Here is a 26,410-nt window from a genome sequence, read left to right as displayed (position 1 = left end):
AGGGAGCAGGGAGCAGGGAGCAGGGAGCAGGGAGCAGGGAGCAGGGAGCAGGGAGCAGGGAGCAGGGAGCAGGGAGCAGGGAGCAGGGAGCAGGGAGCAGGGAGCAGGGAGCAGGGAAGAAGTAAAAAATTCTGTTTAGCTGATTAGGCTAAAAAGCGCTAGATTGACTTTTCTGTTCCAAAGTTTGTACCTTCTCCATTAGCAAGGAAATCGTATTGTTTTGCTCCTTCACCACTTTAGTTAAAACCGCCACGATATCCATCGGACTGAGGGTTTTCCGATCATGACTGGCCACTAAATCCGGCACATCTTCCGCAATAAATCCAATGTGGGTTTCTTTTTGGTGATCTTTTTTGTAGCTGAATTGGACCGGATTGAGTCCTTCCAGGGTTTCTATAGCATCTTCTATGGCCAGGGTATTAATATTCTCTTTCAACTCTCGTGAGGATACTTGCCCAATAGTGCGATATGTTAAATGACCTGTTACATTTGCATTACCATCGAAGTAGCCAGCATAACTAGTTTTGCCACCTCTGGCACGACCGTAGACACCGTATACAATTGCACTGGTATTATTATGAGCATCGGCTCTGCCGTAGACACCAAATCGGCTACCACTGGTACCACCTGTTGCTTGTGCATACAAACCAAATTTAGTGCCATTGCGATTGCCTCCTACAACGCTTTGAACTCCATAGGCCGTTCTATTGCCCGTATTAGTAGCAATGGCCTTGACGCTTCCAGCCACTTCTAATTTTTGAGTAGGATTATTTGTGCCAATGCCGACATTGCCAGCATTATAGTAAATCCTGTTACTACCACCATCAGACCACTTTGTGCCACCAGCACTAATACCAGTTAAACCAGAACCATCCCCTTCAAACCTAGTGGCTTTAACAGTTCCAGCTACCTCTAATTTCTGCCTAGGATTATTGGTGCCAATACCAACTTTTTTAGAACCAAGACCAACTGATAAAACGGGTTCTCCGCTTCCTTGAAAAACTATTAGATCTCCGTGCTCTCGGTATTCAACTCCCCAGTTTCGATGAGATGGGGAATGAGCAATGATTGGTCGAGATGCATTGTTTCTAGCACTTTGATGGATGTACATCATCGGGGCTGTCCCGTTGGCAAATCCGATTGAGCCGTTAACCGTGAGTTCAGCATAGGTGCTATTTGTCCCAATACCTACATTGCCATGGTTATAGTAAATACTGTTATTACTACCATCAGACCACTTGGTTTCACTGCCAGCCCTAATGCCAGTTAAACCAGAACCATCCCCTACAAACCTAGTGGCTTTAACAGTTCCAGCTACCTCTAATTTTTCCGTAGGATTTGTAATGCCAATACCAACTTTTTTATAACCAAGACCAACTGATAAAACGGGTTCTCCGCTTCCTTGAAAAACCATTAGATCTCCGTGCTCTCGGTATTCAACTCCCCAGTTTCGATAACGTGGGGAATGAGCAATGATTGGTCGAGATGCATTGTTTGTACCACTTTGATGGATGTACATCATGGGGGCTGTCCCGTTGGCAAATCCGATTGAGCCGTTAACCGTGAGTTCAGCATAGGTACTATTTGTACCAATACCTACATTGCCATGGTTATAGTAAATACTGTTATTACTACCATCATACCACTTGGTTTCAGCGCCAGCCCTAATACCAGTTAAACCAGAACCATCCCCTTCAAACCTAGTGGCTTTAACAGTTCCAGCTACCTCTAATTTCTGCCTAGGATTATTGGTGCCAATACCAACTTTTTTTGAACCAAGACCAACTGATAAAACGGGTTCTCCGCTTCCTTGAAAAACCATTAGATCTCCGTGATCTCGGTATTCAACTCCCCAGTTTGGATGAGATGGGGAATGAGCAATGATTGGTCGAGGTGCATTGTTTTTACCACTTTGATGGATGTACATCATGGGGGCTGTCCCGTTGGCAAATCCGATTGAGCCGTTAACCGTGAGTTCAGCATAGGTGCTATTTGTCCCAATACCTACATTGCCATGGTTATAGTAAATACTGTTATTACTACCATCAGACCACTTTGTGCCACCAGCGCTAATACCAGTTAAACCAGAACCATCCCCTTCAAACCTAGTGGCTTTAACAGTTCCATCTACCTCTAATTTTTCCGTAGGATTTGTAATGCCAATACCAACTTTTTTAGAACGAAGACCAACTGATAAAACTGGTTGTCCGCTTCCTTGAAAAACCATTATATCTTCCTGATCTCGGTATTCAACTCCCCAGTTTCGATAACGTGGGGAATGAGCAATGATTGGTCGAGATGCATTGTTTGTACCACTTTGATGGATGTACATCATGGGGGCTGTCCCGTTGGCAAATCCGATTGAGCCGTTAACCGTGAGTTCAGCATAGGTGCTATTTGTACCAATACCTACATTGCCATTGTTATAGTAAATACCGTTACTACCACCATCAGACCACTTTCCAGCACCAATACCAGTTAAACCAGAACCATCCCCTTCAAACCTAGTGGCTTTAACAGTTCCAGCTACCTCTAATTTTTCCGTAGGATTATTTTTGCCAATACCAACATTACCATCCACTGTCAGAGCACCAGTGGTATGTAACCCATCATCCACCCTCAAGGCTCCAGATGAATGCCCTGAGCGAATTACCCCTGTAACTTTCACTTCATGATTATCCGCATCCCCCAAGGACACATCCCCAACAATATGCTCGGTATCACGGGCAATCACATTCCCTATTACTTCCAGGTTTCCATTCACTGTCAGGTCACCATCGATGGTTGAATTTTCTGTCAGATTTAAGTTTTTGGCGGAAATGATACCATCTACCTCTAACTTATCGAGGTTAGATAACTTAGCACCAGCAAGCTTGCGTACAGAATTATCCACTGCATTTTCAGTAACCTCACCGTTGTTGTCTAGGGTCACCTGTGCCAACAGAATCACATTATCATCGGTAGGGGCAAAACCAGTTTTTACATCTACATTACCGTCTTGGAGATTGTCTTTACTTGTTTTACTCCCGTAAATGACAAACTTGGGACGTTCAGAGGTGCGAGTGTATTTTTTATCATTACCTACCGCTACTTCGTCACCATCATCCTTAATTTCATCATAGATGACGGTAATTTCAATAGTTGTATTGGGTTCTAATACATCTACATCTAAGTTAATCGTGTTAATCGTGTCCGGTACTGTACAATCGGGTAAAAGAATAATTTCTCGACCATATTTATCAATGGCCATGCCCTCACTAACCGCAATTTTTTTCGGCTCGGCTCTGGTTACTTTTAATCCTTCCACCACACCCCATTCATGGAGTAAGCTATTGTGACGCAGGCGCATGTCACGATGGTAGGTTTGCTCATCGTTAAAGTCTTTTTCTAATAGAAACTGGGAAGTAAAGTAATTGGGACGTTGAATATATTTCATAATCATTACTCTCCTAAGATAGATTCGTCATTTTCGGTAATATTGCCCAAAATAGTATTAATTCCAATCTGGGAACCCGTAACTTCTTCAGAATCAGAATCAGAATCAAAAGTACCACCAATCTGCGTGGTGTAAATAATTTCTAGTCTGTACTTGCTATGGGCTGGTTTTTCCTGTTCGATGATGGCATTAGCGATTTCTATTTGTCGTTTGAGTTGCTCTGGGTTTAATCCTTGAGCTGGAGTAATTCTTACTATAAAAAAGTGGGGGATACCACCACCAAGGTAAGTGCCTCTACCCAGGAGCGATCGCGAGGGAAGTCCTTCCGGGTAAATTGGAATTTCTTCGGGGTCAATTGGGTTTTCGGGCTCCAGGAGTTGGGTGTCACCAATTTGAAATTCGGCATTGGAAGCGTCGATAATGGTGACTTTTTCCTCGTCCTCTAGAAATAATTCTAGCAGTTCTTGTAAATTGTCTTTAGTCCCTCGAAAACGATACAGTCTGACGGTATTGGCCAGAAAATTCCGTTGTTTTTGGACATCTAAATCTGCTCTGAGACTCAACGCTACCCAGCTAGATAACCAGGGCAGAAAGTCTGGGGGTGTTTTTTTGGGATGGAAGTAATTAGAAATACGGGCAATATTTTCTTCTAAACCCTGCTCACAAAAGTTGATCCCATGTGCACGACCCAAAAGAATATTTTCAAAGGGTAGTAAAAATTGACCAACGAAAGGATCGCTTTGATAAATCTCTGGCAGATAGTCTAAAAGTTTACTGGGGTAACGGGCTGAGTTTTTCATTGGTTTTTAACCGTTGAAATCAAGGGTTTCTAAGGGGGATATGATGTCTATATCGCTGGCGGTAAGATCTAAATACACTAGTTCTTCTGGTTTGACCTCGATGGCACTTAGCTGTCCGTTGGTTTTAACTAGGCGTTGTTGATTGTTTATGGCATCAGGACGAGGAAAAAATACTTCGTCTTGCTCTTTATCTTCCTGGTTGGTTTTTTCTACATAATCCACACCTTCTAGTTCATCAAGTAGTTGATAAACTTCCGAAACATAAACATTTCGACCAAATGGCCAACCTTGAGGATTGTCAGGATTTGGTAGGGGATCGAAAAAGTTTTCCAGTGCGTTATTTATGTTGGTCCTAGTGGTTGCTACGTCTGCTTCTCGGTTGAGGTGTATGGTTAATCTGATGCTAAGGGTGATGTACCGTGGCATAACTACATGGATTGCCGTGCCAATCAATCGCCGTTCTTCTAAGTGGTTTTTTACCTCGTTAATCAGCCTTGAGCTTGGTTGAGGGGGGCTATTTTCACGATTATTGCTGTCGGGGATAATCACAATACTCACATGACCTGGTTGATCCACAGGTTCGACTAAGGTATTTTCGACTAAGGCATTTTCCGAATCAAGGTTACGTCGAGGTATACAGTGTGCCCTGGCAACGGTATCATCTGCATCATTTGGTTTCATTTCTCGGGCTAATTCCACAAAGTCGGCACAGGTGATGGCTCGGTAGCGATCGCGTACTTGGGTAATTGCCTCTTTAATCTCTGTCTGTAAATCCTTGGTTTGCTGCCAATCTGGTCCATTCAGCAGTTGTAAAAACATCCGCATATTGGCCTCTGTCACCCGATTTTGCCGATAGAGCAGCATTTCGGTAAGGTAGGCAAACAGCTCAATGACGGTAATACCAGGATCAGAAGGATTGTGATTAGTCCATTTCGGGGCATAGCTGGGAATCATACCCAGGGCTTCTTGCACCAAGTCGTCATAGGTGCGGTCATCAAGATTAGGCAATTCTATTGGCATGAGCTACCCTCCTCAGGATTCCACAAAGGTTAAAGTGATGGTGTGGTTGCCGGAATAGACTAAAAAGCGATTAGTCTGGCTAGCACCTTCTAGTTCTTCGATGTCATTCACCTCCAAGCTAGAAACATGGTCTACTCCCGGCACTCTCTCCAGTAGTCGGTATAAGTCCGATTTATAGGGTTGACGACCAAAATTCCAACCCATTCCGTCAAAACCCCCCGTGAGGGGATGCAGAAAACTAGCTAAGGTTTGTTCCACTGTTTGTGCTACCTCACGAGATCCTTCTAGGGAAGTAACCGCAATTTCAGTGGTAATATTGACACGGACATAGAGAGCGCCCACTACAGAGATTGCCACTGTGGGTTCGGTGTAGGCTTGTAGGTAGTTTTGGACGCGCTTGATTAGCTCCAAACTGGGTAGGGGTTTAGCTTCCGTGGAGCGGGGTACAATAATTACACTCACTGTTCCCGATGAATCCGGCTTGGTCTCCAGTCCAGCCAGGGGATTGGTTTTCAAATTGGCTAAGGGTACACACTTGGCTCTGCTTACCTCTGGTGAAGCCAGCTTGGCTAAATCTTCGTAGTCTTCCCTAGTCACAGCACGCTGACGATGGCGAATTTCCTTAGGTGCCCGCTCGATTAGGGATTCAAGGCTTTCCGCTTGGGCCCCCCCTGCTGCTGCTTGATGGTTAATCACTTTGTCCACATAGGGGACTGTGGTTTTGAGTTGGACAATGGCTCCAGCCGGTTTGTTTCCAGCAGTTCCACCACCAGTTTGATAGCGACTCATGCGGATATTGCCTTGACCAGGAGGAGGAATCAGTCCATTGCGTCCATCCCCAAAGGTGATTTTTCCGGTAAGATTATCAAAGACATAATGGCGATCCCGTGGTTCTGATTGATAGAAATCCGGAACTTGATGCCAACGGACCCAAATCTCTTGCGGTCTTCCGGTGTCATTAGTAGTAACCGTAATAGCCTTTTCCCCTTCTTCAAGGAGAATTTTGTCCTTTTCTAGGGCAGAAGGTATTTCCGGTTCCCGCACTTCCAGCTCTTGACCTGCTAATATTGGCTGACTAGTTGTCTGAAACGTTTGATTTTCAGTCCCGTCACTGGAGCCAACAATTTCCTTTTGGATCGTAGCTGTTTGTGCTGCCATGGTAGTATTCAGCAGTACTTGTTTCAGCCTAGGTTCAACGTCGTAGTCACCCTTGAACCATTTAACCCGCAGCCAATAACGGGGAGGTAAATTAAAGTCTTCCTTTGGTGAAAAATCCCCTGGTGGCAGAAATTCAATTAAACCGGAACGGGTAAAGTTTTCCGTTTCATCTCTTATGGTTAGTTGTTGCCATGCTTGGCCATCCCAATATTCCCATAATAGTTGAACTTGTTCAGTTTGAGGCAATTGTGTACCTACAATTGTCTCGAAGACTGCATTGTAAACAATTGATGAATTATTGTCTTGACTAATTTGTAAAAACCCGCGATCTTTATCTTCTAATTTTGCATCAGCAGGAATTTCTAAACGGATTTCTAATTCCTGTTCTGAATTAGCTTCTCTATCTAATAAGTCCGGCACATTATGTTCCCAATTTGTGCCGAAAATCTTAACCTCAAATCCGGCTAATGATATATTATTAGTCAGGCAAAAATTATGGATAACTAGTGAGCCAGGTTCTCCATTTTTTTTGCTTTTATTTGGTAAAAATGGTACTAATTTTTCTCCATATTTAACCTCATTCACCCAGTTAAACAGGCTGATCTTACGATTTGTAAATTCTGTTCTAGCTAATGGTAAACTAAAGCCCAGATAGAAAGCTTTTTCATCAAGTTCGGTTCTTTGAAAAGGAATTATTTTATTTTTGCTGTCAATACGTTTAACTAGGTTACTTGAGTAAACTGAATCATTGTAGGTCAAAAGAGCTTCTGGTTCTTCTGATATTGTTAATGTATAGCTAACTCCAATTGAGCTAATTGATGGCGGAGCAAAAGTTGCCTCAATGAATCGATATTCTGGTGCTGGTGGCTCTGGTGTTGGGACAATGCGCTCGTAGCGAGCTTCTCTACCATAATTACCGGAACTAATTCGCACCCGAATCCAAAAATCTTCTACTCCGTTAACCATTGTGGGAACAGGCGGTTCAGGAAAAGTGAAACGCACATAACCTTGGTTAAGTTGGAGCGCTTGGGTAATATTTGTCGGTGATGTACTTGTTTTTATCCGAATCCAATATAGATTGGCGTCATTGATATTTGTCTGTTGCCAATCCGTGGGAATCGCAAATTCAACACGGCTATCAGCCGTCCAATTTGAGGTATTATCCTTGAGGTTATTATTGTCTTTTGTAAGCTGAGTCCATTCCGAGCCCTTAAAGTATTCAAAGGTTAACGTATAGTTTGTGCCTTTAGTAGCTAGACTAAAATTAATATCTTTAAAAGTCTCAGTTGCTCCCACATAAAGAATATCACCAGTATTCTTGTTCAGTTCAAATCCTGTTGTATCCGAGGATATTGCTTCTTCTGTCAGATCGATGTACTGTTCCTCGCTAAATAATAAAACCTGATCGAAGTATCCTGTGATAGTGAAAGCCTTGGTGGTGTCCTCAAAGGTTTGGTTAGAATTAGCTGGCAATCCCCCTTCAAGGGTGGAAGTTCCAATTGCCATCCACTTTTTGCCGTTCCAAAATTCCCATTTCAGTTTTGGCTCACCATCAGTCAATGTTGGTGGAATTCCGGAAGCTGGACTCGTAAAACGAATATTAAGAGTAACCTCAGCCTTATCCTGAGAAAAAGCCTGGCTATTTGCCAAATATAATGTAGTTCCAAACTTAGGTTTTTCGCCAAAAGGAAAAAAATCTTTAGTCAAATCTAATGGAGATTGATTGGTAAAGCCTGTTTCAATTAATAGGTTGCTAGAACTAATACTCGCTTCAATTTTTATCTCATCAATTTCTGGTAGCTCATTAGCAGATACCATGTCCGTTGAAGATTCATCGGCAAGGGTAATGGGAGTTACTAACCGGCAGCGAAGCCAACGACTAGTTACTGAATTAACAGTAGTTAACGGTAAAGCCGTAATATTACTAAATTGAATGTCGCGATCGCCACGGCTCCTCAAGCCTTGAGTTTCATCATTCCTCGGTGTAATATCTTGCCAATTAGCTCCATCTTCCGTTTCCTGCCAAATTTGCCATTTTATCTTTCCCCCTTCACCAAGAGCTTTTGAGAAATTAATCGTTACTTTAAAGGTATCAATTTCAGCAAACCCTAAAAGTTTGCTATGTCCGATATATAAAATATGTTCAATTGGTTGGTTGCCCCGAAAAATATCAACACCTGGTGATGCTGGGGTAGTAATAATTGAACTGCGATCGCTATACAAATCCTGTTCTGGATCCCGCACAAAAACAGAGTCTAATTTTGCGGCTGTTACTACCAATTCCCGTTCAGTTTCAAAAATAACAGGGTCTTGTTCTCCTTCCGCTGGAGGTGCAGCAACTTGTGTCCCTTTTGGGACTACTGCATCAACGGTAGTTCCGGCAGCTAAGGAAAATGTCAAGGGTACTCGTGCTGGTTGGGGTGGTAAGCGAGACGCTCCTAATAAATCTAAAAAGGCTAAGAAGTTTTTATCGGGAACTTGATTGAGTCGCTCGATAATTATCTCGGCAAAACGGGCAAAGATATTAACTATAGCAGCACTCCTTCCTTGAACAGGTTGAGTTTTTCCTGTATAGTGTTTGATAAGTTCCTGAAGAGGTTTAGTTTCTCCTGTATCTGTATGTTTTCTAAATTCCTGAAGTAGTAATGCGAGTCGATATAACCTGCTCTGTATAAGGAGCGAGAAGGCAAAAATCACTACTTTACAGGAATTTTGTCCATAGAGAACTTGATCGGCAATATCCTTTGCTGTCCGTTGATCAATTTTGGGCGCTAGTTTAACCATCAACCTGCACTCCCTTCTAGATAAAATGGATAAACTAGGTTAAAAACATTATTGGTTGCTCGCACTTGATAGTCGATATTGACCAGCATTTGTTCTGGAATAGGGGATTGAACGCGCACATCTATAACATCAATGCGGGGTTCAAAGAACAGTAGGGCTTCCTGTATAGCTTGGGATACTTTACCAGCAGTGGCAGGTGAATTGGGCTCAAAAACTAAGTCATAAATGCTGCAACCAAAGTCGGGACGCATGGCTCGCTCGCCTTTGGCAGTACCAAGGATAATTACGATTGACTGGCGCACACTCTCTTCATATTCCGCAAGTTGGAAATCTCCCTTAGTATCTAAACTGATGGGAAATCCTACTCCAACACCTAAAAATGGTTTAGACATATAGCGTTTTTCAATAGGTTTTAGGGAACAGGGAACAGGGAACAGGGAACAGGGAATCATATCCCCCCCTTATTAAGGGGGGTTAGGGGGGATCTCATCTCCCTTATTAAGGGGGGTTAGGGGGGATACCATCTTCTCCTTTTCAGCCTATAAACACCGTACCTACTGCGATTACTTGCCCCACTGGTGCATCTGCCGGATCATTACAAGTCTCAGCAATATCTCCATTTCTGGCTGCTTGTTTACCGTTAATTTTTACCGTTGGGCTACCAATTTTAATGGTTCCTTTATTAGCAGGAGGACTTTGAAAGGAAGTGCCAGGAGGTGTGGGAATATGAGGTGGGGTATTATCCGCAGTGCTATCTACAGTTGCTGCTGGCATTCCCATAATGTTGACATCACTGCTGAGGTTGCCATTGATAATGCCCGTAAAAGGATGAGGTAGGGGAGTTGGTGTCGGAGGTGCTCCCGGCACGATCACAATATGAGTATCAATAGCGGTAATTTGATCCCCTTGTTTGGCTGCTGGTTGTCCCATAATTAAATTAGACTAGTTGAGATTAATAGTTTGACCTTTAAGATTCATGGTGCTGCTGGCTTTAATATCCATTGCTGCACCGGATTCAACTTTGGTATCTGCTGAAGATTTGATTTCAATATTTTGTGCCTCTAGTTTAATATTACCTTGAGATGCTGATAAAGTAATGTCGCCATCGGTGGTAATAGCAATGGTGTTGTTAGCTGTATCAAAAATAATACTATTTTTCTCGGTTTTATCCACAATTTCAATAGTTTCTGCCCCCTCTTCATCATTAAGACGGATTACATGACCGCTACGGGATTTGATTACCCGGATATTATTAGCACCATCTTCATTAGTTGCTGGTGGTAATTCTTTACCATTCCACAAAGACCCGATAATATAGGGCAAGCGTACATCACCATGTTCAAAAGCTACTAATACTTCGTCATCTACTTCTGGCAAAAAATAAATCCCTCTTTCATTTCCTGCCATTAGTGTAGCTATTCGCGCCCAGTCACTTTCGTCTTCATCACTTAGCCAGGGGTATTTCACTTTAACCCGACCTAGTCCTTCTGGGTCTTCATTGTTGGTAACTACACCAACTACGACACCATAAATACGAGAAGCATGAGCTTCCCTTTGCCCCGTATCAGTTAATAGGTCAAATAACTTCATGTGCTATTCCTCCGAGCTGTAAAATGGGTACGATATCCCGACTGGGCGTGATAATGATTAACAGTGGCAGTGACATAATACTGACCGTTGAAGCGTTTTGCTAAGCCCTCAATCTTGATGACTTTGCCTGCTCGTAAATCTGTACGCCCCCAACAAACCCCTTCACCAGTAACTAAGGTCAGTGCGACATTATTGAAGCGGGCTTTGGCAAATTGATCTGCTTCTGCTTGAGTTAATACTGGGCGATCGCTTACTTGGACAACTGCTGTACTAAAAGCGTCTTTAACCAGGGCAGCACCACTTTTTTGTCCCCCCATTTTTGAAACTTCATCCCCAACCTTTGCTTGTCCAACAATCTCTTGCTTTTCTTTAGGATTCCAACCCCGCACTGTTAACTCACTTATTTGGCCCATAGAAGACAAATGGGGATAAAATTCCATCAAGTCATCCTCAAAGCTCAGGGTTAGAATCTCACTTTCGGCATTACCTACAGGTCGGAAAAATAGGGTTTTATCTTCAACAACTACTTCGTAGTTAATCCGTTTGGCTCTCTGTTGCAAAAACTCAATGTCCGTTTGCTCGGCTTGTAAAATATATTCATGCACTACCTGGCTATCTTCAACTTTAGCCGTGAGTCCTGCATCCCTGGCAATTTTGGCAGCAATATCACTATCTTTCTGCTGGAGGAACGTTTGGGTTTTTTTACCTAGCTGGAGACGATGGCGACGGTCATAACCCCGCACTGTTAATCTGGGCAGTCTATCAAAGGCAAATTCTGGGTCTATGCCAGTAATTTCGCCAATAATTAGGGTTTCTAAATCATCATCATAGCCGAGTTTAACTTCTACAACATTGCCAATGGCAAAGAGTTTTTCGTCATCAATCCAAGTCGTTTCTTCTTGCTTAGTATCTGAATCTGTAAGTTCCAGTGTAAACATGCCTGGTAATTTCACATCATGGTCAACGGTAAGACTAATGACGTGCAATTCCGCTTCCACAGGCAACGGTGAGCCGTTGATGATAATCTCAAAATTAGGAACAAGAGGGCTTTCGCGGTTAGCAACTGGCATAGATCATTTCTATTTGAGTTGTGAACAGAATCCCTTAGGGAAAGGCAAGAGGCAAGAGGCAAAAGGCAAGAGTTAATCAAGTATATAGGGATTTTTGGAGCAGGGAGCAGGGAGCATTCTGAAAGAGCTTGGAGGATTTTTTGGTGTTATGAAAAATCAGCAAGATTGTTCATGACCTATTAGCACCTCAAGTAGCGTGCGCGTAGCGCATTAGCTGATAGCTGATAGCTGATAGCTGATAGCTTACAGAAATGCTATATATCATTCCTCTCAACCTAATTTTGGGATAGTTAAGGTTTGACCAATGTACTTTTCTAAGTTACGTGGATCATCAAGTTGATTAGCTTCGGCAATAATGCGCCAAAGTTTAGGATTCCGGTAAAATTGGGCTGATATATCGCTTAAGGTATCGCCACCCTTGATAATACGAGTGGTGAGTTCAGGATCAGTTTGACGTTTGTCTGCTAATGGACCGAGAAATTCTAGGACAGTAAGGTTTAAATTGGCTCTGAGGGGTTGACCATTGCCTTTAAAGAGGGTGAAGTTTTGGGTCAAACTGGTAATGACACCAATAAAAGGGAAATCGGAACCAACAGGAGCGCCACCCCAAGAAATTTCACAAACTGGCGGATGCTGTTCATCTCGCTCAATGCGAGTTAGAGCCACAATTTTGTTGGTTTCTTGTCGCACATCCTGAAAAATAAGGCTTTCAGTGACATCGAAAAACAGTTCCAACGTTAGCTGACGACTACCTCCTCCTTTAAAGTCCACAGTGGGGGCATTAACCTTTCTTTGGGTTTTGCATTCTTCTCCAGTGGAGTTGTCCACTGGTCCCCAGTTGACTGTTTTACTGATAGAATAAGATTCTGGATTGAATTGTACTGAAATTGCAGCCCCCTTTTTTTCTAAAGGTGTAATCGTCAGCTTGCTTAATATTTGTTTTACTAATGCCATTTTCCGATTCCTCGACGTTCCCTTTCTACCATTAGTTTACGAGCCAGAATACGACTGACTTGTTCAGCCACTTTGGTTAAATCTATCCCTGATGCTGATGCTGTTTCTGGGGTAGACATCGGGGTTGTGGCATTTCCCGACTTTGCTTGAACCGTAGAGTTTTCCACTGCATTGGTTTGACGTGCGATCGCTCCATTTGTTTTTATTTGCGTGATTGCTAGAGGTAGAGGCAGTTTCTGATGATTGGAGCTTGTGGTTGATAACCCTTTACTAGCCTCTATGGTATTAGTAGTTTTCAGCCAAACCCTGTTTAACTCAGATGAGGAATATAACTGGGTAGGGGTTGTGGAAACTACACTAGGGTTACTAGCAATTGAGTTTTTTTGGGATAGTTGTACAGGTAAATTTCCCTGCTGTTTTTGTATTATATCAGTTGGTTGATAGTTTTTTTCTGCTAGTTTGGTTTGGATAATTCCTTTACTTAAAGGTTGATTTTTAGCTTGAATCGTGCTTTGGTATGATGGACTATTTGTTTTAGCGAGAGGTAAATCTGGACTAGATTTACTGTGAGTTATAGTTTGGGAATGACTAGCTTTACTTATGGTATAACCTTGAGAGGTAATCTGACCTGATTTGGGCTGATTCGGGATAATTTTGGCTTGAATTACTGTCTCATCGTTATCCTCTTTTCTAGATACTGTAGTTGGGGATGAGGCACTTGTAGTTTTTGCCAGAGGTAAATCTAGACTAGAGTTACTGTGACTTATAGTTTGGGAATTACTAGCTTTACTTAGGGTGGGACTTTGAGAGATTAGTTTACCAGAATTTGGAGAGAGTTTAGCTTGAATTACTGTATCCTCGCTATCCTCTTTTCTAGATACTTGACTTGGGGATAATGGATTATTCGTTTTTGCCAGAGGTAAATCTGAACTAGAGTTACTGTGACTTATAGTTTGGGAATGACTAGCTTGAGTGATGGTGGGACTTTGAGAGATTATTTTACCGGAATTTGGCGAGAGTTTAGCTTGAATTACAGTCTCATCGTTATCCTCTTTTCTAGATACTTGACTTGGGGATGATGCACTTGTAGTTTTAGCCAGAGGTAAATCTGGAGTAGAGTTACTGTGACTTATAGTTTGGGAATTACTAGCTTTACTTAGGGTGGGAGTTTGAGAGATTAGTTTACCAGAAGTTGGCGAGAGTTTAGCTTGAATTACAGTCTCATCGTTATCCTCTTTTCTAGATACTTGACTTGGGGATGATGCACTTGTAGTTTTAGCCAGAGGTAAATCTGGAGTAGAGTTACTGTGACTTATAGTTTGGGAATTACTAGCTTTACTTAGGGTGGGAGTTTGAGAGATTAGTTTACCAGAAGTTGGCGAGAGTTTAGCTTGAATTACAGTCTCATCGTTATCCTCTTTTCTAGATACTTGACTTGGGGATGATGCACTTGTAGTTTTAGCTAGAGGTAAATCTGGACTAGAGTTACTGTGACTTATAGTTTGGGAATGACTAGCTTTACTTATGGTGGGACTTTGAGAGATTAGTTTACCGGAAGTTGGCGAGAGTTTAGCTTGAATTACTGTATCTGAGCTATCCTCTTTTCTAGATACTGTAGTTGGGGATGATGGACTATTTGTTTTAGCTAGAGGTAAATCTGGACTAGAGTTACTGTGACTTATAGTTTGGGAATGACTAGCTTTACTTATGGTGGGACTTTGAGAGATTAGTTTACCGGAAGTTGGCGAGAGTTTAGCTTGAATTACTGTATCTGAGCTATCCTCTTTTCTAGATACTTGACTTGGGGATGAGGTACTTGCCGTTTTAGCTAGAGGTAAATCTGGACTAGAGTTACTGTGACTTATAGTTTGGGAATGACTAGCTTTACTTATGGTGGGACTTTCAGAGATTAGTTTACCAGAACTTGGCGAGAGTTTAGCTTGAATTACAGTATCATCGTTATCCTCTTTTCTAGACACTGTAGTTGGGGATGATGCACTTGTAGTTTTAGCTAGAGGTAAATCTTGAGCTGAGTTTTGAAAAGAATCACCTGGAGAGGTAATCTGACCTGATTTGGGCTGTAAGGGCGAAATTTTGGTTTGAATTACAGTCTCCTCGTTATCCTCTTTTCTGGAAACTGTACTTGAAGATGATGGACTATTGGTTTGAGCAAGAGGTAGATCTGGAATAGATTTACTTTGAACTCTAGCAACATGACTAGCATTAGCTGCTGTCATGGTTGCTTTTCGACTAATCCGCAACGTTCCCGATTTTTCAGGGTAGGGAGGTGACGAAGAGCTACTGGTTTCAGGTTGAGTTTGAGTTACTGTAGGATTAGTACTCGATTTAGTACTAGATTTAGTACTAGATTTAGTATCTCTTTGCGCTTGTACAGTATGAGACTCATGACGTGATAAGGTATTAACTTCTGCCAACGTTGCTTTGCGATTAATCTTAAGCTGTGGTTGTGTTCCTCCCCTACTTCCCTTCTCCCCAGTTTTGTTAATTGTCTTCCCAAGGGGACTAGAGGAAGCAGACTTAGGCTTTTTTTCTACCAATGAAACTGGGCTTGTAGTCTGGTTGTGGTTAGTTTCTTTGACCAATGGCTTGGTCATTACTGTTACTTTCTGGGATATTGCTGGGCGTTGCTGAATTGAAGTATGAATGGGCGATCGTCTGGTTTTGGTCAAGCCCCCTAAATCCCCCAACTTTGGGGGACTTTCAGAGTTTTGTTCCCCCCAGAATTGGGGGGCTAGGGGGGCGGAATCATACCCAGAATCAGCAACGCCTATTGCTGTCGGACTTTTCCCTACAATTTTCCTACTATTGTCCCTACTATTATGAAATGCTCTTGGTTGAGTCTGCACAAAGGTTTGAGCTGTTTTTCCCGTTCCTGAATAGCCGTCAGGATTGACTCGCCATTGCCCATCAAAACCGTCGGCTGATTCTGTGCGCTGTCGCTGAAGACGTGACATGATAGCTGTAGGCTGCAAAATTCCAGAACCATAACGGAATTTTACTTGTTCCGGTAACATGGACTTTTGTACAAGTCTTCCCGCTGTGCTTTGAGTAGCTTGGTAATGAGAATGTAACTGCTGGGTATTAATGACCCCAGCAGGTTTAACCAGTCGCCGCTGTAGACGTTGCCCTAAGGTTGAACTGTAAGGAGAATCTTCCATTGTTTTGTTGCAATAGTCAACTTTTGAACTGGGGTCTTGCACCAAGTTGAAAATTTACCTGTCAAGGTAGGGAACAGGGAACAGGGAACAGGGAACAGTGATAAAATTTGACTATTTCAGTACTGAAATTAATTGTTATCACTGTCGTTATTAAGTTTGTTTGTACTGGTGCAAGATCTCAGAGAAATAGCGATCGCTATTTCTCTGAGCCAGGACTTACGCAAAGCCCCCTAAATCCCCCAATTCTGGGGGACTTTGACATCATTCCCCCCCAAAATTGGGGGGTTAGGGGGGCAAAACCAACTCAACTTCGTAAGTCCTATGAGCCTTTAGATATAGCAGTCGAAGTAAAGGTTAAGACATATTTCTGTTCCCTGTTCCCTGTTCCCTGTTCCCTTCACACCAAAATACTATGTCCTAAACTATACTTCCCTTGCTATAAAATCTATCTGACCGGTTTGGGCATTCAAACGTCGATTAATCTGGGCAATTTCCTCCACCCACCGTCGTCGCTGACTGTGTTCCATGGCCATGATGGATTCATAGTGCCAATGAAAGTGGTAGGCCAGATAGGCTACCTCCTGATGGAGTTGATCCAGGGGGTAGCCTAATATTCCCCCGACATATCTAGTTCCACGGCAAAATCTTTTTCACAGTGGGGACAGATAATCTGAAGCGATCGCATGCCATTGCCATTGATCCGATTGTAAAGATCCTGCAAATAAGCCAAGTCTGAGGCAAATAACCCTTCAATCACTTTTGGGTTAATCATTTCAACAGAACCGATGCGGGTGACCACCCGAGATAGCAGAATGACAATTAAATAGGCTGGATTAGATTGTACGCGAGGGTCTTTCAGGGGCACAATTTCATCAGCAGCCGTTGCCAATCGCATTGTCCCTTCCCGATGTAAATTCCCCTGTTTGTCCACATAACCTGCTGGTAATGTAAACTCATACTCAGTTTGCAGCATTGTTGCTTGCTCAGGCATCATGGTGAGATTAGTCATAATTTATACCCGCTCCAGACGTTCACAACTCACGGTAAGGGTATCAATGGCAACATCACTTCCTTTGGCATCCAAACTAGGTGCTTCATACTTACTAGCCCAGGCGTTAAAGAAGTTCCAGCGTACTTTCTCCTGTCCGGTATCATCAAGCAGAATGATGGAACCATTTTTGCGTTCAACCTCTCCATTGACTGCGGCTAAGTGCCAGTCATAGAGTTCACGGGAATCGGTTATTCCCCATTTCAGGGAAATATCAGGGTAACTGGCTTTCCCTCGCAGCTTACGTACTGTAGCATCGTCTCCACCTTCACGATATTCAACGACTTCTACTTCAGAACCAAAACCACTACATTCAGAAAATCCTGCCTGAACAATACCATCAATTTCCATCAGGAAACGAAAGTTCTTATAGGGATCAACTCTTGCCATGACTAAATCTCCTTTCCAGTTAGTTCAAAAGTTTATAGGGTTTCGTTGAGGAGATGTAAACCTAGGAGATATTTTTTTATTTTAAAATAAAACTCCGGATCTCTTTCCCCTCTTGCCTTTTGCCTTTTGTATGCAAGCCTTTTGCCTTTTGCCTTTTTCGGCAATTCGCGTGTTTACAACCCAGATATAAATGCGCTTATTACTCACCAGCGGTTTGCTGGATGCGGAAGATAACAAATTCCGCAGGCTTGACAATGGCTACCCCAATCAGGGCAACGACTTGGCCTAACTCTCTTACTTCTTTGGGATTGGTTTCCGCGTCACATTTAACAAAGAAAGCTTGCTCTGGTGTTTCCCCAAACAAAGCTCCATCGCGCCATTCATTTAACAAGAAGTCACCTACTGTCCGTTTAATCCGTTGCCACAGGGCTAGATTATTCGGTTCAAAGACAGCAAATTGAGTACCATCATCAATAGATTCTTGTAGGTAGTTGAAATAGCGACGGGTACTGACGTAGCGAAAATCAGCATTAGCATCATCTGCCATAGTCCGGGCTCCCCAGACTTTAATGGTGCCTTTGAAAGAACGGATAACGTTAATCCCTTCCGGATTTAAACCATCCTGCTGGGCTTTACTAATGGGACGACTGACATCGAGGGCATTAACAATAACTTCGTTAGCAGGTGCTTTAAACACTCCCCGGGTGGCATCATTACGAGCATAGATTCCAGCAAGATGACCACTAGGAGGTATAGTATCTGGGGCATTGCTAACGGGATCAAAGACTTTAATCCAAGGATAGTAGATAGCAGCATAGCTGGCTTGCTGACTACGACCAACAGGACGGATACCGCTTACATTGCTAGGTTCTTGATCTGCATCACCATCTAAGATGGCCACTCTATCTCCCATCTTGGCGCAGTGAGCAATGATAGCAGTGTGTTGAATATCACTGATTGCTCCAGGGACGGCAACAATGGTGATTTCATCAACTGTTTCAAACTTCTCTAACTCTTCAGCCGGGTTATCAATGTCTGTTGCAGCGGCAACCCGCAGTACATAACAACGGGAACCTCCGTTGAAGAAGAAGCCATACACCCCATGGGCTAAGATTTTATTGCCCTCTTGGAAATCACCAAACCTAGTTTTGAACTCTTCCCAACTGGTAATTAATGTTGGTTCACCTGCGGTCGTCAGCTCATACGGGGCAGGAACAGGATTACCCTGATCATCTAAAACAGGGTTACCATCACTATCATTTTGAAACTGTCCTGGTTGCTGTGGCATAGTAACATTATCAGCTACCACACCAATAAACCCAGCGACACTGGTTGCAACTCCAGCAACAGGTAGGGAAGCGGGTGGCACGTATTCAACATATACGCCTGGCGAAAGATACTGTGGCATAATTCTTACTCCTTGATCATCACAAAAATTACTGCTGTAACTCTAAGTTGTAATTACTTGCTGGGGATTCTACTGGGATAGTGATAGTAACCTCCTGTACACCATCGTCTAACTGCACCCGTAAGGTATAAGCACCAGCAGGAATTGACCCGATGCTATAGTTTCCATCTCTATCAGTGGCTGCCCTGAGATTACGCTCAACCAAAATAACCGTTGCGCCTACAACAGGGTTATTGTCAGCATCCGTAACTCGCCCACCAATCCGGAAAAATTGTTGTTCGGTGCCTGGCACCAGTGGTGGTGAGGATGGTGAAATCCGCTCACCTAATTGCCAATTTTGAGTAATGACAATGGGGGTTGGCTCTGGCTCAAATAGTTCCTTGATCGCAATGGTTACTGTGACTGTGATGGAAGGACGTAATTGATTCCCCAATGCAGTCCAAAACTCAGCAGTGCTTTGTACTCCATCTAGTTGAGCAGTTACCATTGGTAAGGCTGGTTCTTGCCCAGCAAGTCGGGTATTTTCTAAAAAAGGTATTTCTGGAATAGTTGGATAGGCTAAGAATACTTGCAGCACTTGGCTGAGTAATCGGTGTTCTTGCAGGGGTAATTCTTCGCCACCAATGGGCCAAGCTGTTACTAAATAAGAACAGGCTATGCGCTTTGGAGGATTATGAATAATTGCCTCTCCATTGCGCCTCTCGATCGTTGGTTCATTATTACGTAGTTCCAGGTGTTCCCGAATATCGTACAGAAATAAATTCACCGTCGTCTGTCCAGGACTAAACGTTTCTGAGGGACGCTCAAAGGAAATTTGAGCCTCCGCTAATTCTGGAAACCTCGACGATAGGCTGGTCTGTTCCAAAATTCTTCTCAACACTTGACTCAGATCGCTAATCATCCTGACTGACCTGGTTGGATTTACTGAGCAGCCACGCACCAGACTCTCACAGGCTAGGGCGTGTTTGAAAACTTATTTATTATTAATTCTTTTAAACATCCTCTACAAGTCACGTTTTCTAGCTAGTCAAATTCAACTAGCTCATTTGAACTAATCGATTTGGACTAGCCAAATTTTGTGACTTGTTTGTGAAATCCAAAATTGATAAATTAACGCTATTCCTCTGTAGATAGGGAGATGGGTAGTAAGCATTCAGCCGTCAGCCGTCAGCCGTCAGCCGTCAGCCGTCAGCCGTCAGCTAAGGTAACTCAGCATTATTCCAATGCTTACCTGTTGTCTTGATGCAAAGCGCGAGTGGGGGTTTCCCCCTGTTCCCTTGCTGCATCGCTTATTCAAAAGCAACTCAAGTAGCACCATCTGTAGCGCTAATCGCTGATAACTGAATGCTGAATGCTGAATGCTGAATGCTGAATGCTGAATGCTTACAAATTTTTGAATTTATTCAAGACCCACGCCAAACTGGGCAACAAAGGCACTTCTGTATAATAGTGCTTTAAGACGTAAGTCCTATTAGTGTAAACTTTATACATAAGTTCAGTATATTTCTATAGGAAACAAAAGTTATGGCTCTTCAAGTTGGCATAGATGCACCAGCATTTACTGTCAAAGACGACGAAGGCAATACCGTTTCACTGTCCGACTTTGCGGGTAAAACTGTAGTGCTTTATTTTTACCCCAAAGACGATACTCCAGGGTGCACCAAGGAAGCCCAAAGCTTTCGGGATAACTACACTGAGTATCAAGGTAAAGACATGGTGGTACTCGGTGTCAGTATGGATGATGAGGCATCCCACAAACAATTTAAGGAAAAGTATGGTCTGCCTTTCACCCTGCTAGCAGATACCGATGGTGCAATCACCAAGGCTTATGATGTTGATGGTGGGGGTTACTCCAAGCGGGTAACCTACATTATCAACGGCGAGGGCAAAATTACTCACGTTGATGAGACGGTAAAAACTGCTACCCACGCTCAAGATATCTTGACAGCCATGGGCTAAGCTAAGTCAAAAGCCTCAAACTTCGTCTAAATTTTTGTTAATTTGGGCGAAGTCATGACTATTTATATAATCTCTATTTATATAATCAAGAAACTAACCCATCCCCTTGGTGCTGGAGCTGTTAGGTCCTCGTGAGAATCCTGCTAGTAGAAGACGATGAAGGTATTGCCAAAGTAGTAACGGCAGCGCTAGCTAGTCAACATTATAAGGTTGATCTAGCTACAGATGGGGATGAGGGCATAGAACTAGCAGAGATATTTAAGTATGACTTGATTTTGCTAGATTGGATGCTGCCCAAGCTCAAGGGGATTGATTTGTGCAAGCAGCTGCGAAACGCACGCGATCGCACTCCGATTATACTCCTCACTGCCCAAGACACCAGCACTAACAAAGTCGAAGCTTTAGACGCAGGAGCAGATGATTATTTAGTCAAGCCCTTAGACATACCTGAATTATTAGCCCGAATTCGAGCAGTGCTGCGCCGCAGCAGCACCCCCCTACTCCCTGTGCTTGAGTGGGGATTGCTCCAACTTGACCCCAGTAACTGCCAGGTCAGCTACGATCAGGAACTATTACATCTGACACCTAAGGAGTATGGTCTATTAGAGCTGTTTTTACGGAATCCCCACCGCATCTTTAGCCAAAGTTTCCTGCTAGATAATCTCTGGTCTTTTGAAGAACCCCCTACAGAAAATGCCGTTAGAGCTCATATCAAAAGTTTACGGCGGAAACTCAAGGAAGCTGGAGTCAAAAATGATTTAATTGAAACCGTCTACGGCTTGGGGTATCGGCTCAGACAACCGCCTGAGGAAGGTTCAGGTCAAACAAAGACTGAGAAAAACAAAGGCAAAAAAGTAGCTAAAAAGACACCATCTAACCTGAAACAATCAAAGAGCAAGAGTGATAGTTCCGTTTCCCCAGTCCCTAAGGCTCAATCCGAAGAACCAAAGCAATCAGGACTAAGTGCCATTTGGGAGCAGCAGAAGTCAAAGTATATCAAGCGGCTCAATGTATTGGAGCGGGCGGTGACGGATTGGCGAGATGGTAATCTTACCGGAAAGTTGCGACAGGAGGCTTTAGGGGAGGCACACACCCTAGCCGGTTCCCTCGGTAGCTTTGGTTTTGATCAAGGCTCTCTCAAATCCCGTGAAATTGAGGAGATATTGCAATCTGGGAAAAAAGCTAGCAAAGAGACTATAGCACATCTGTCTCAACTAGTGGTAGAACTACGACAAGAACTAGAGACCGAGGATAACCTTCCAAAACCTACTCACACTCAACAACTCCCGATTCCCCAATCCCCATTCCCAATTCCCCACTCCCCACGACTACTGATTGTGGATGATGATGTAACACTAGCGCAAGGGTTGGGCTCAGAGCTAGCAGCCTGGAAAATTCAGGTTGAGGTGGCGGGTGATATATCTCAAGGGAGAAAAGCAATTGCTGGTAACCGCCCCGATGTGGTACTACTAGACTTGTGTTTTCCTGAATCAGCGGGAAATGGTTTCGAGCTGTTAGAAGAACTGAAAACAACTGAGCCCCCTGTACCTGTGGTAGTATTTACGGCTCAAGAGAGTTTTGCTGAACGAGTCAGAGTGGCTCGTTTGGGGGGACGGGGTTTTCTTCAGAAGCCTGTAGCACCTCAAAAGGTGATGGATGCGATCGCTAAAGCGTTGCAACAATCCGGTCCACCACAGGCAAAGCTATTGATTGTTGACGATGACCCTCAAATCCTGGATCAGCTACGCACTGTGCTAGAACCTTGGGGATTCCAATTGACTTTGCTAAACGATCCACAACAGTTCTGGGAGACCATAGAGCAGTCTAGTCCCGATTTACTGATTTTGGATGTGGAAATGCCGGAGTTTAGCGGTATTGACCTATGCCAGGTGGTACGCAATGACCCTCGCTGGGGTGAGTTACCCGTGCTGTTTCTCTCAGCTGTTCAAGATGCTGAAACTGTGCAGCAAGTGTTTATGGCCGGGGCAGATGATTACGTACAAAAACCAATCAGGGAACCAGAACTTTTGGCTCGGGTGTTGAATCGCATTGAGCGCAGCCAACTAAGACTTATTATGATAGCACAGAAGAATCAAATGTTGTCAGATAAATAAATAACCCTGGTCAGTTAGTGGACGTAGAATTGGCAGATCGGACATAGTAGAGTTGATCACATTTTATTCACAGTTGATGGTTAACGGTTGACTGTCAGCAATCATGTCAATTGTCAACCTAATTATGATCAATTTCTTTGACTATATCTTATTGGCCGAAACCCTAATTCCCCAAGGTAACTGCTACCTTGGGCAGCCTAACGTAATCTGGCTACACCTGATCAGTGATTCCCTAATTACCCTAGCCTACTATGTGATTCCCATACTGCTAGTGTACTTGATTAGGCAGCGGCAGGATCTACCTTTTAAGGGACTCTTGATTTTGTTTGGGGGGTTTATTATTTGCGGTGGCACCACTCACCTGATCGAACTATGGACTCTTTGGGATCCAGTTTACTGGCTATCAGGCTCTATTAAAGCAATTACAGCTATAGTTTCTGTCTACACTGCCATAAAATTATACTCTATTCTACCTCGAATCCAAAATTCACCTAGTCTGGCTGGACTTGAGCAGCTCAACCAGGAGCTAAAATCTCAAATTGAAGAGCGTATTTTGGCAGAGCAATCCTTACGGAAACGTGAGCAACGCTGGCAATTGGCACTACAGGGAGCTAATCAAGGAATTTGGGACTGGAAGCCCAAAACCAATGAAACGTTTTTCTCCAGCCGATGTAAAGAAATGCTGGGGTATGATGAAAACTACGACATCGGAAACTATAACCATCAATGGTGGACACACATCCATCCCGATGATGTAGACCAGGTGATCAAAGCCATGGAGGATCACTTAGCCCAGAAAACCTCCTATTACGTTCAAGAGTATCGCTTACGGTGCAACGACGGCAGCTACAAATGGATTCTTGACCAGGGACAAGCACTTTGGGATGAAGCAGGTGATGCAGTGCGGGTGGTTGGCTCAATTACCGATATTAGCGATCGCAAGCAGACAGAAGAAGCATTTCAAGAAAATGAAAAGGCGCTGAAGTCCAACGAAGAGCGGCTCCGAGCAATTATGAGTTCTCTTCAAGACGTGGTGTGGTCAGTATCACTGCCTTCTGGGATACTGCGCTATGTTAATATAGCCTTCGAGCAAGTTTACGGTCGCCCAACTTTCGAGCTATTTAGCGATCAAGACAACTTATGGCGACAGTTTGTTGTGCCAGAAGATTTTGATCCTGTTGATAAGGCATGGCGAGCTGTTCAAGAAAACCGTCGTCAATCGTGGGATTTAGAATATAGAATTCAGCTCAGTAATGGAGAAATTCGCTGGCTGAACGATCGCGCTCGTGTGGTTAGGCGTGATAATGGCACCTCTGTACATCTTCACGGCATCACTACGGATATCACGGAGCGTAAACAGCAAGAAGCTCAACTGCAACAACTCAATCGAGAATTACAACAACTCAATCGAGAATTAGAAATTAGGGTTCAACAGCGCACAGCTGCTTTACTCGAAAGCGAACAACGATTCCGCTCGTTGTTTGAATCTGCCCCAGATTTTATCCATATATTAGATACTCAGGGCATGATTGAGCAAGTGAACCCGGCTGTCATCCAGCAGTCGGGTTATGCTGAATCAGAATTGATCGGTAATCGCTTAGAAGAGTTCTTTACCCCCACATACCAAAATATTTGCCAGCAACAGTTTCCAGTTTTACTGGAGCAGGGAACCCATCGTCAAGAAATTGAGTTTGTCTGCAAAAATGGGACTGTTCTTACCACAGACTCCTCCTACTCAGTGGTTCATGATACCCAAGGAAACATTAGCTATATCTTAGTGTTGCAGCGAGATATTAGTTCACGCAAACGATTTGAAGAAGAACGTACCCAGTTAATTGCTAGCTTACAGGAATCAGAGCGACGGTGGCGCAGCCTTCTCGAAAATGTGCGACTGGTGGTGGTGGGACTAGACCGAGAGGGGAAAGTCGAGTATGTCAATCCCTTTTTCCTAGAATTGACTAAGTACACAGAAGCAGAAGTTTTAGGCAAGGACTGGTTTGAAAACTTCCTGCCCAATTACCAGCAACAGTCAGTACAGCAATACTTCCAGGACATCCTAGAGCCAGACTTTCAACCTCACTATCAGCACTCGATTCTCACCAAGTCAAAGCAAGAAAAAATCATTGCTTGGAATAATACCCTACTCCAAAATCTCCAGGGAGAGGCAATTGGCACCATGAGTATTGGGGAAGATATTACTGAGCGCTACGCTATTGAACGGATGAAAGATGAATTCACCTCCGTGGTCAGCCACGAACTCCGTACCCCCCTAACGTCAATTCATGGTGCCTTGAACCTGTTATCAACTGGTCTAATTCAACCTCAGTCTGAACGAGGACAGCGTGTGATTGGCATTGCCGCTGATAGTGCTGAGCGTTTAGTGCGACTAGTTAACGATATTTTGGAGCTGGAACGTCTGGAATCTGGTAAGATCCGTTTGTCGAAGCAGCCAGTGAATGCAGCTGAGTTGATGGTTAAAGCTGTTGATCAGGTGCAGGTGATGGCTAATCGAGCTGGGATTAAATTGGAAGTCTCGCCCCAAGCCATTGAATCTGAAATTGAATTCGAGGCTGATAGCGATCGCATTATTCAAGTCATAACCAATTTACTCAGCAATGGGATTAAATTTTCAGACAGAGGTTCTAGCCTATGGTTAACAGTGGAAGTGCAACAGCCAAAGGAACCAGAAACCACCTCACCCCCTGACCCAAATAGTGCCATGATCTTATTTACCGTTAAAGACCAAGGCAGGGGAATTCCGGCTGACAAACTTGAAAGTATATTCGGGCGTTTTCAACAGGTTGATGCCTCCGATGCCCGTAAAAAGGGAGGGACGGGTTTAGGGTTAGCGATTTGCCGTAATATAGTGGAGCAGCACGGAGGCAAAATCTGGGTTGAGAGTACTGTTGGTGAAGGCAGCAGTTTTTATTTTACCTTACCAGAACAAACAGCAGCAGCAGAAGGTGGGAAAGATGACAACTAAGCGCATTTTAGTGATTGATGATGATGATGGGGTTCGAGAAATCATCCAATTTTCTCTAGAAGCAGCAGCAGGGTGGGAAGTGTTGACAGCTGCTTCTGGTAAAGAGGGATTAGCTAAGGCTGAGGCAGATCAGCCTGATGCTATTCTGCTAGATGTAATGATGCCCGAGCTAGATGGACCGGCTACATTTCGACAGTTACAAGCTAATGCAGTGACAGCGGATATCCCAACAATTTTGCTAACCGCTAAAGCTAGGAGCAGCGAGCAAAAGCAGTTTCTAGATTTGGGGGTAACTGGAGTTATTACCAAGCCGTTTAAACCTATGGAATTGGTCGAAGAAATCCAAGGGATTCTTAATTGGCTCGATTGAGCTATCGCAGTGCTAGGTTTTATTGAAACTCCCAAACCGGCAGCAAATCATCAGGAACTGGATTAGGATTAATTGCTGCTATAGCAGTTCTCAATTGGGTGAGGGAAAAAGATTCCATAGCACTCACCTTTGATATCTTACCGATTA

At 43.6% G+C, this 26,410-nt stretch carries 19 protein-coding genes; 4 read left to right on the top strand and 15 right to left on the bottom strand.

All coding sequences use genetic code 11. From position 1 onward, the window contains the following. Window positions 1-148: 148 nt before the first annotated feature. The 15 genes from BJP37_RS08770 to BJP37_RS08700 all read right to left on the bottom strand — a co-directional run bounded on the left by BJP37_RS08770 (window position 149) and on the right by BJP37_RS08700 (window position 19,738). Entirely contained in the window at window positions 149-3,436 is a 3,288-nt protein-coding gene (locus BJP37_RS08770) for a tail fiber domain-containing protein (RefSeq protein ID WP_158069491.1), read from the bottom strand. Between the two features lie 5 nt (window positions 3,437-3,441). Further along, window positions 3,442-4,236, bottom strand: coding sequence for a phage tail protein (locus BJP37_RS08765; RefSeq protein ID WP_075898068.1), 795 nt, complete (start codon window positions 4,234-4,236; stop codon window positions 3,442-3,444). A gap of 6 nt (window positions 4,237-4,242) precedes the next feature. Continuing rightward, entirely contained in the window at window positions 4,243-5,256 is a 1,014-nt protein-coding gene (locus BJP37_RS08760) for a baseplate J/gp47 family protein (RefSeq protein ID WP_075898066.1), read from the bottom strand. Between the two features lie 12 nt (window positions 5,257-5,268). Further along, window positions 5,269-9,198: a putative baseplate assembly protein gene (locus BJP37_RS08755; protein ID WP_075898064.1), complete on the bottom strand. Its 3,930-nt coding sequence runs from the start codon at window positions 9,196-9,198 to the stop codon at window positions 5,269-5,271. After that, window positions 9,198-9,590 carry a GPW/gp25 family protein gene (locus tag BJP37_RS08750; RefSeq protein ID WP_075905909.1) on the bottom strand — a complete coding sequence of 131 codons (393 nt, stop codon included), beginning with the start codon at window positions 9,588-9,590 and terminating at the stop codon, window positions 9,198-9,200. The genes BJP37_RS08755 and BJP37_RS08750 overlap by 1 nt, the downstream gene beginning before the upstream one ends. A 142-nt stretch (window positions 9,591-9,732) precedes the next feature. Further along, on the bottom strand, window positions 9,733-10,128 hold the full coding sequence (locus tag BJP37_RS08745) for a PAAR domain-containing protein (protein WP_075898062.1): 396 nt from the start codon (window positions 10,126-10,128) through the stop codon (window positions 9,733-9,735). A 12-nt stretch (window positions 10,129-10,140) separates the two neighbouring features. After that, window positions 10,141-10,788: a phage baseplate assembly protein V gene (locus BJP37_RS08740; protein ID WP_070391988.1), complete on the bottom strand. Its 648-nt coding sequence runs from the start codon at window positions 10,786-10,788 to the stop codon at window positions 10,141-10,143. Next, a complete protein-coding gene (locus tag BJP37_RS08735; RefSeq protein WP_075898060.1) occupies window positions 10,785-11,858 on the bottom strand; it encodes a phage late control D family protein in 1,074 nt (357 codons plus the stop codon). The genes BJP37_RS08740 and BJP37_RS08735 overlap by 4 nt, the downstream gene beginning before the upstream one ends. 270 nt (window positions 11,859-12,128) lie before the next feature. Next, window positions 12,129-12,812, bottom strand: a complete 684-nt coding sequence (locus BJP37_RS08730) for a CIS tube protein (RefSeq protein ID WP_075898058.1) — start codon at window positions 12,810-12,812, stop codon at window positions 12,129-12,131. After that, window positions 12,803-15,991 (bottom strand): hypothetical protein, encoded by a 3,189-nt coding sequence (locus BJP37_RS08725; protein WP_143727530.1) that lies wholly within the window; start codon window positions 15,989-15,991, stop codon window positions 12,803-12,805. Before BJP37_RS08725 ends, BJP37_RS08730 begins: the two co-directional genes overlap by 10 nt. 422 nt (window positions 15,992-16,413) lie before the next feature. Then, entirely contained in the window at window positions 16,414-16,590 is a 177-nt protein-coding gene (locus BJP37_RS44230; RefSeq protein WP_330359488.1) for a DUF6760 family protein, read from the bottom strand. 8 nt (window positions 16,591-16,598) lie between these two features. Next, window positions 16,599-16,964: a hypothetical protein gene (locus BJP37_RS08715; protein ID WP_070396564.1), complete on the bottom strand. Its 366-nt coding sequence runs from the start codon at window positions 16,962-16,964 to the stop codon at window positions 16,599-16,601. Window positions 16,965-17,003: 39 nt separating this feature from the next. Continuing rightward, complete coding sequence (locus BJP37_RS08710; RefSeq protein ID WP_075898052.1) at window positions 17,004-17,429, bottom strand: phage tail protein; 426 nt, start codon at window positions 17,427-17,429, stop codon at window positions 17,004-17,006. 199 nt (window positions 17,430-17,628) lie between these two features. Further along, window positions 17,629-18,837 carry a phage tail sheath family protein gene (locus tag BJP37_RS08705; protein WP_075898050.1) on the bottom strand — a complete coding sequence of 403 codons (1,209 nt, stop codon included), beginning with the start codon at window positions 18,835-18,837 and terminating at the stop codon, window positions 17,629-17,631. A gap of 28 nt (window positions 18,838-18,865) precedes the next feature. Next, complete coding sequence (locus BJP37_RS08700) at window positions 18,866-19,738, bottom strand: Pvc16 family protein (protein ID WP_075898048.1); 873 nt, start codon at window positions 19,736-19,738, stop codon at window positions 18,866-18,868. Between the two features lie 623 nt (window positions 19,739-20,361). Between BJP37_RS08700 and BJP37_RS08695 the strand changes: the two genes are divergently transcribed. The 4 genes from BJP37_RS08695 (at window position 20,362) to BJP37_RS08680 (ending at window position 26,263) form a co-directional block, all read left to right on the top strand. Further along, on the top strand, window positions 20,362-20,796 hold the full coding sequence (locus tag BJP37_RS08695) for a peroxiredoxin (protein WP_075898046.1): 435 nt from the start codon (window positions 20,362-20,364) through the stop codon (window positions 20,794-20,796). A 131-nt stretch (window positions 20,797-20,927) separates the two neighbouring features. Next, a complete protein-coding gene (locus BJP37_RS08690; protein WP_075898044.1) occupies window positions 20,928-22,910 on the top strand; it encodes a response regulator in 1,983 nt (660 codons plus the stop codon). Between the two features lie 103 nt (window positions 22,911-23,013). Then, complete coding sequence (locus tag BJP37_RS08685) at window positions 23,014-25,893, top strand: PAS domain S-box protein (protein ID WP_075898042.1); 2,880 nt, start codon at window positions 23,014-23,016, stop codon at window positions 25,891-25,893. Continuing rightward, window positions 25,883-26,263 (top strand): response regulator, encoded by a 381-nt coding sequence (locus tag BJP37_RS08680; RefSeq protein ID WP_008179073.1) that lies wholly within the window; start codon window positions 25,883-25,885, stop codon window positions 26,261-26,263. The genes BJP37_RS08685 and BJP37_RS08680 overlap by 11 nt, the downstream gene beginning before the upstream one ends. The last annotated feature ends 147 nt before the right edge of the window (window positions 26,264-26,410 follow it).

Origin of the sequence: Moorena bouillonii PNG, from assembly GCF_001942495.1 — a bacterium.
Taxonomy (GTDB): Bacteria; Cyanobacteriota; Cyanobacteriia; order Cyanobacteriales; family Coleofasciculaceae; genus Moorena; species Moorena bouillonii.
The sequence above is the reverse complement of the archived record's forward strand: the minus strand, read 5'-3'. Positions and strand labels throughout refer to the sequence as shown.

Excerpts from the sequence above, each read along its gene's own strand:
- BJP37_RS08755 (WP_075898064.1), bottom strand. The coding sequence starts at position 9,198 with ATGGTTAAACTAGCGCCCAAAATTGATCAACGGACAGCAAAGGATATT.
- BJP37_RS08715 (WP_070396564.1), bottom strand. The coding sequence starts at position 16,964 with ATGCTGCAAACTGAGTATGAGTTTACATTACCAGCAGGTTATGTGGAC.
- BJP37_RS08745 (WP_075898062.1), bottom strand. The coding sequence starts at position 10,128 with ATGGGACAACCAGCAGCCAAACAAGGGGATCAAATTACCGCTATTGAT.
- BJP37_RS08760 (WP_075898066.1), bottom strand. The coding sequence starts at position 5,256 with ATGCCAATAGAATTGCCTAATCTTGATGACCGCACCTATGACGACTTG.
- BJP37_RS08700 (WP_075898048.1), bottom strand. The coding sequence starts at position 19,738 with ATGATTAGCGATCTGAGTCAAGTGTTGAGAAGAATTTTGGAACAGACC.
- BJP37_RS08770 (WP_158069491.1), bottom strand. The coding sequence starts at position 3,436 with ATGAAATATATTCAACGTCCCAATTACTTTACTTCCCAGTTTCTATTA.
- BJP37_RS08765 (WP_075898068.1), bottom strand. The coding sequence starts at position 4,236 with ATGAAAAACTCAGCCCGTTACCCCAGTAAACTTTTAGACTATCTGCCA.
- BJP37_RS08685 (WP_075898042.1), top strand. The coding sequence starts at position 23,014 with ATGTCAATTGTCAACCTAATTATGATCAATTTCTTTGACTATATCTTA.
- BJP37_RS08710 (WP_075898052.1), bottom strand. The coding sequence starts at position 17,429 with ATGGCAAGAGTTGATCCCTATAAGAACTTTCGTTTCCTGATGGAAATT.
- BJP37_RS08695 (WP_075898046.1), top strand. The coding sequence starts at position 20,362 with ATGGCTCTTCAAGTTGGCATAGATGCACCAGCATTTACTGTCAAAGAC.
- BJP37_RS08680 (WP_008179073.1), top strand. The coding sequence starts at position 25,883 with ATGACAACTAAGCGCATTTTAGTGATTGATGATGATGATGGGGTTCGA.
- BJP37_RS08730 (WP_075898058.1), bottom strand. The coding sequence starts at position 12,812 with ATGGCATTAGTAAAACAAATATTAAGCAAGCTGACGATTACACCTTTA.
- BJP37_RS08735 (WP_075898060.1), bottom strand. The coding sequence starts at position 11,858 with ATGCCAGTTGCTAACCGCGAAAGCCCTCTTGTTCCTAATTTTGAGATT.
- BJP37_RS08740 (WP_070391988.1), bottom strand. The coding sequence starts at position 10,788 with ATGAAGTTATTTGACCTATTAACTGATACGGGGCAAAGGGAAGCTCAT.
- BJP37_RS08705 (WP_075898050.1), bottom strand. The coding sequence starts at position 18,837 with ATGCCACAGTATCTTTCGCCAGGCGTATATGTTGAATACGTGCCACCC.
- BJP37_RS08725 (WP_143727530.1), bottom strand. The coding sequence starts at position 15,991 with ATGGAAGATTCTCCTTACAGTTCAACCTTAGGGCAACGTCTACAGCGG.
- BJP37_RS08750 (WP_075905909.1), bottom strand. The coding sequence starts at position 9,590 with ATGTCTAAACCATTTTTAGGTGTTGGAGTAGGATTTCCCATCAGTTTA.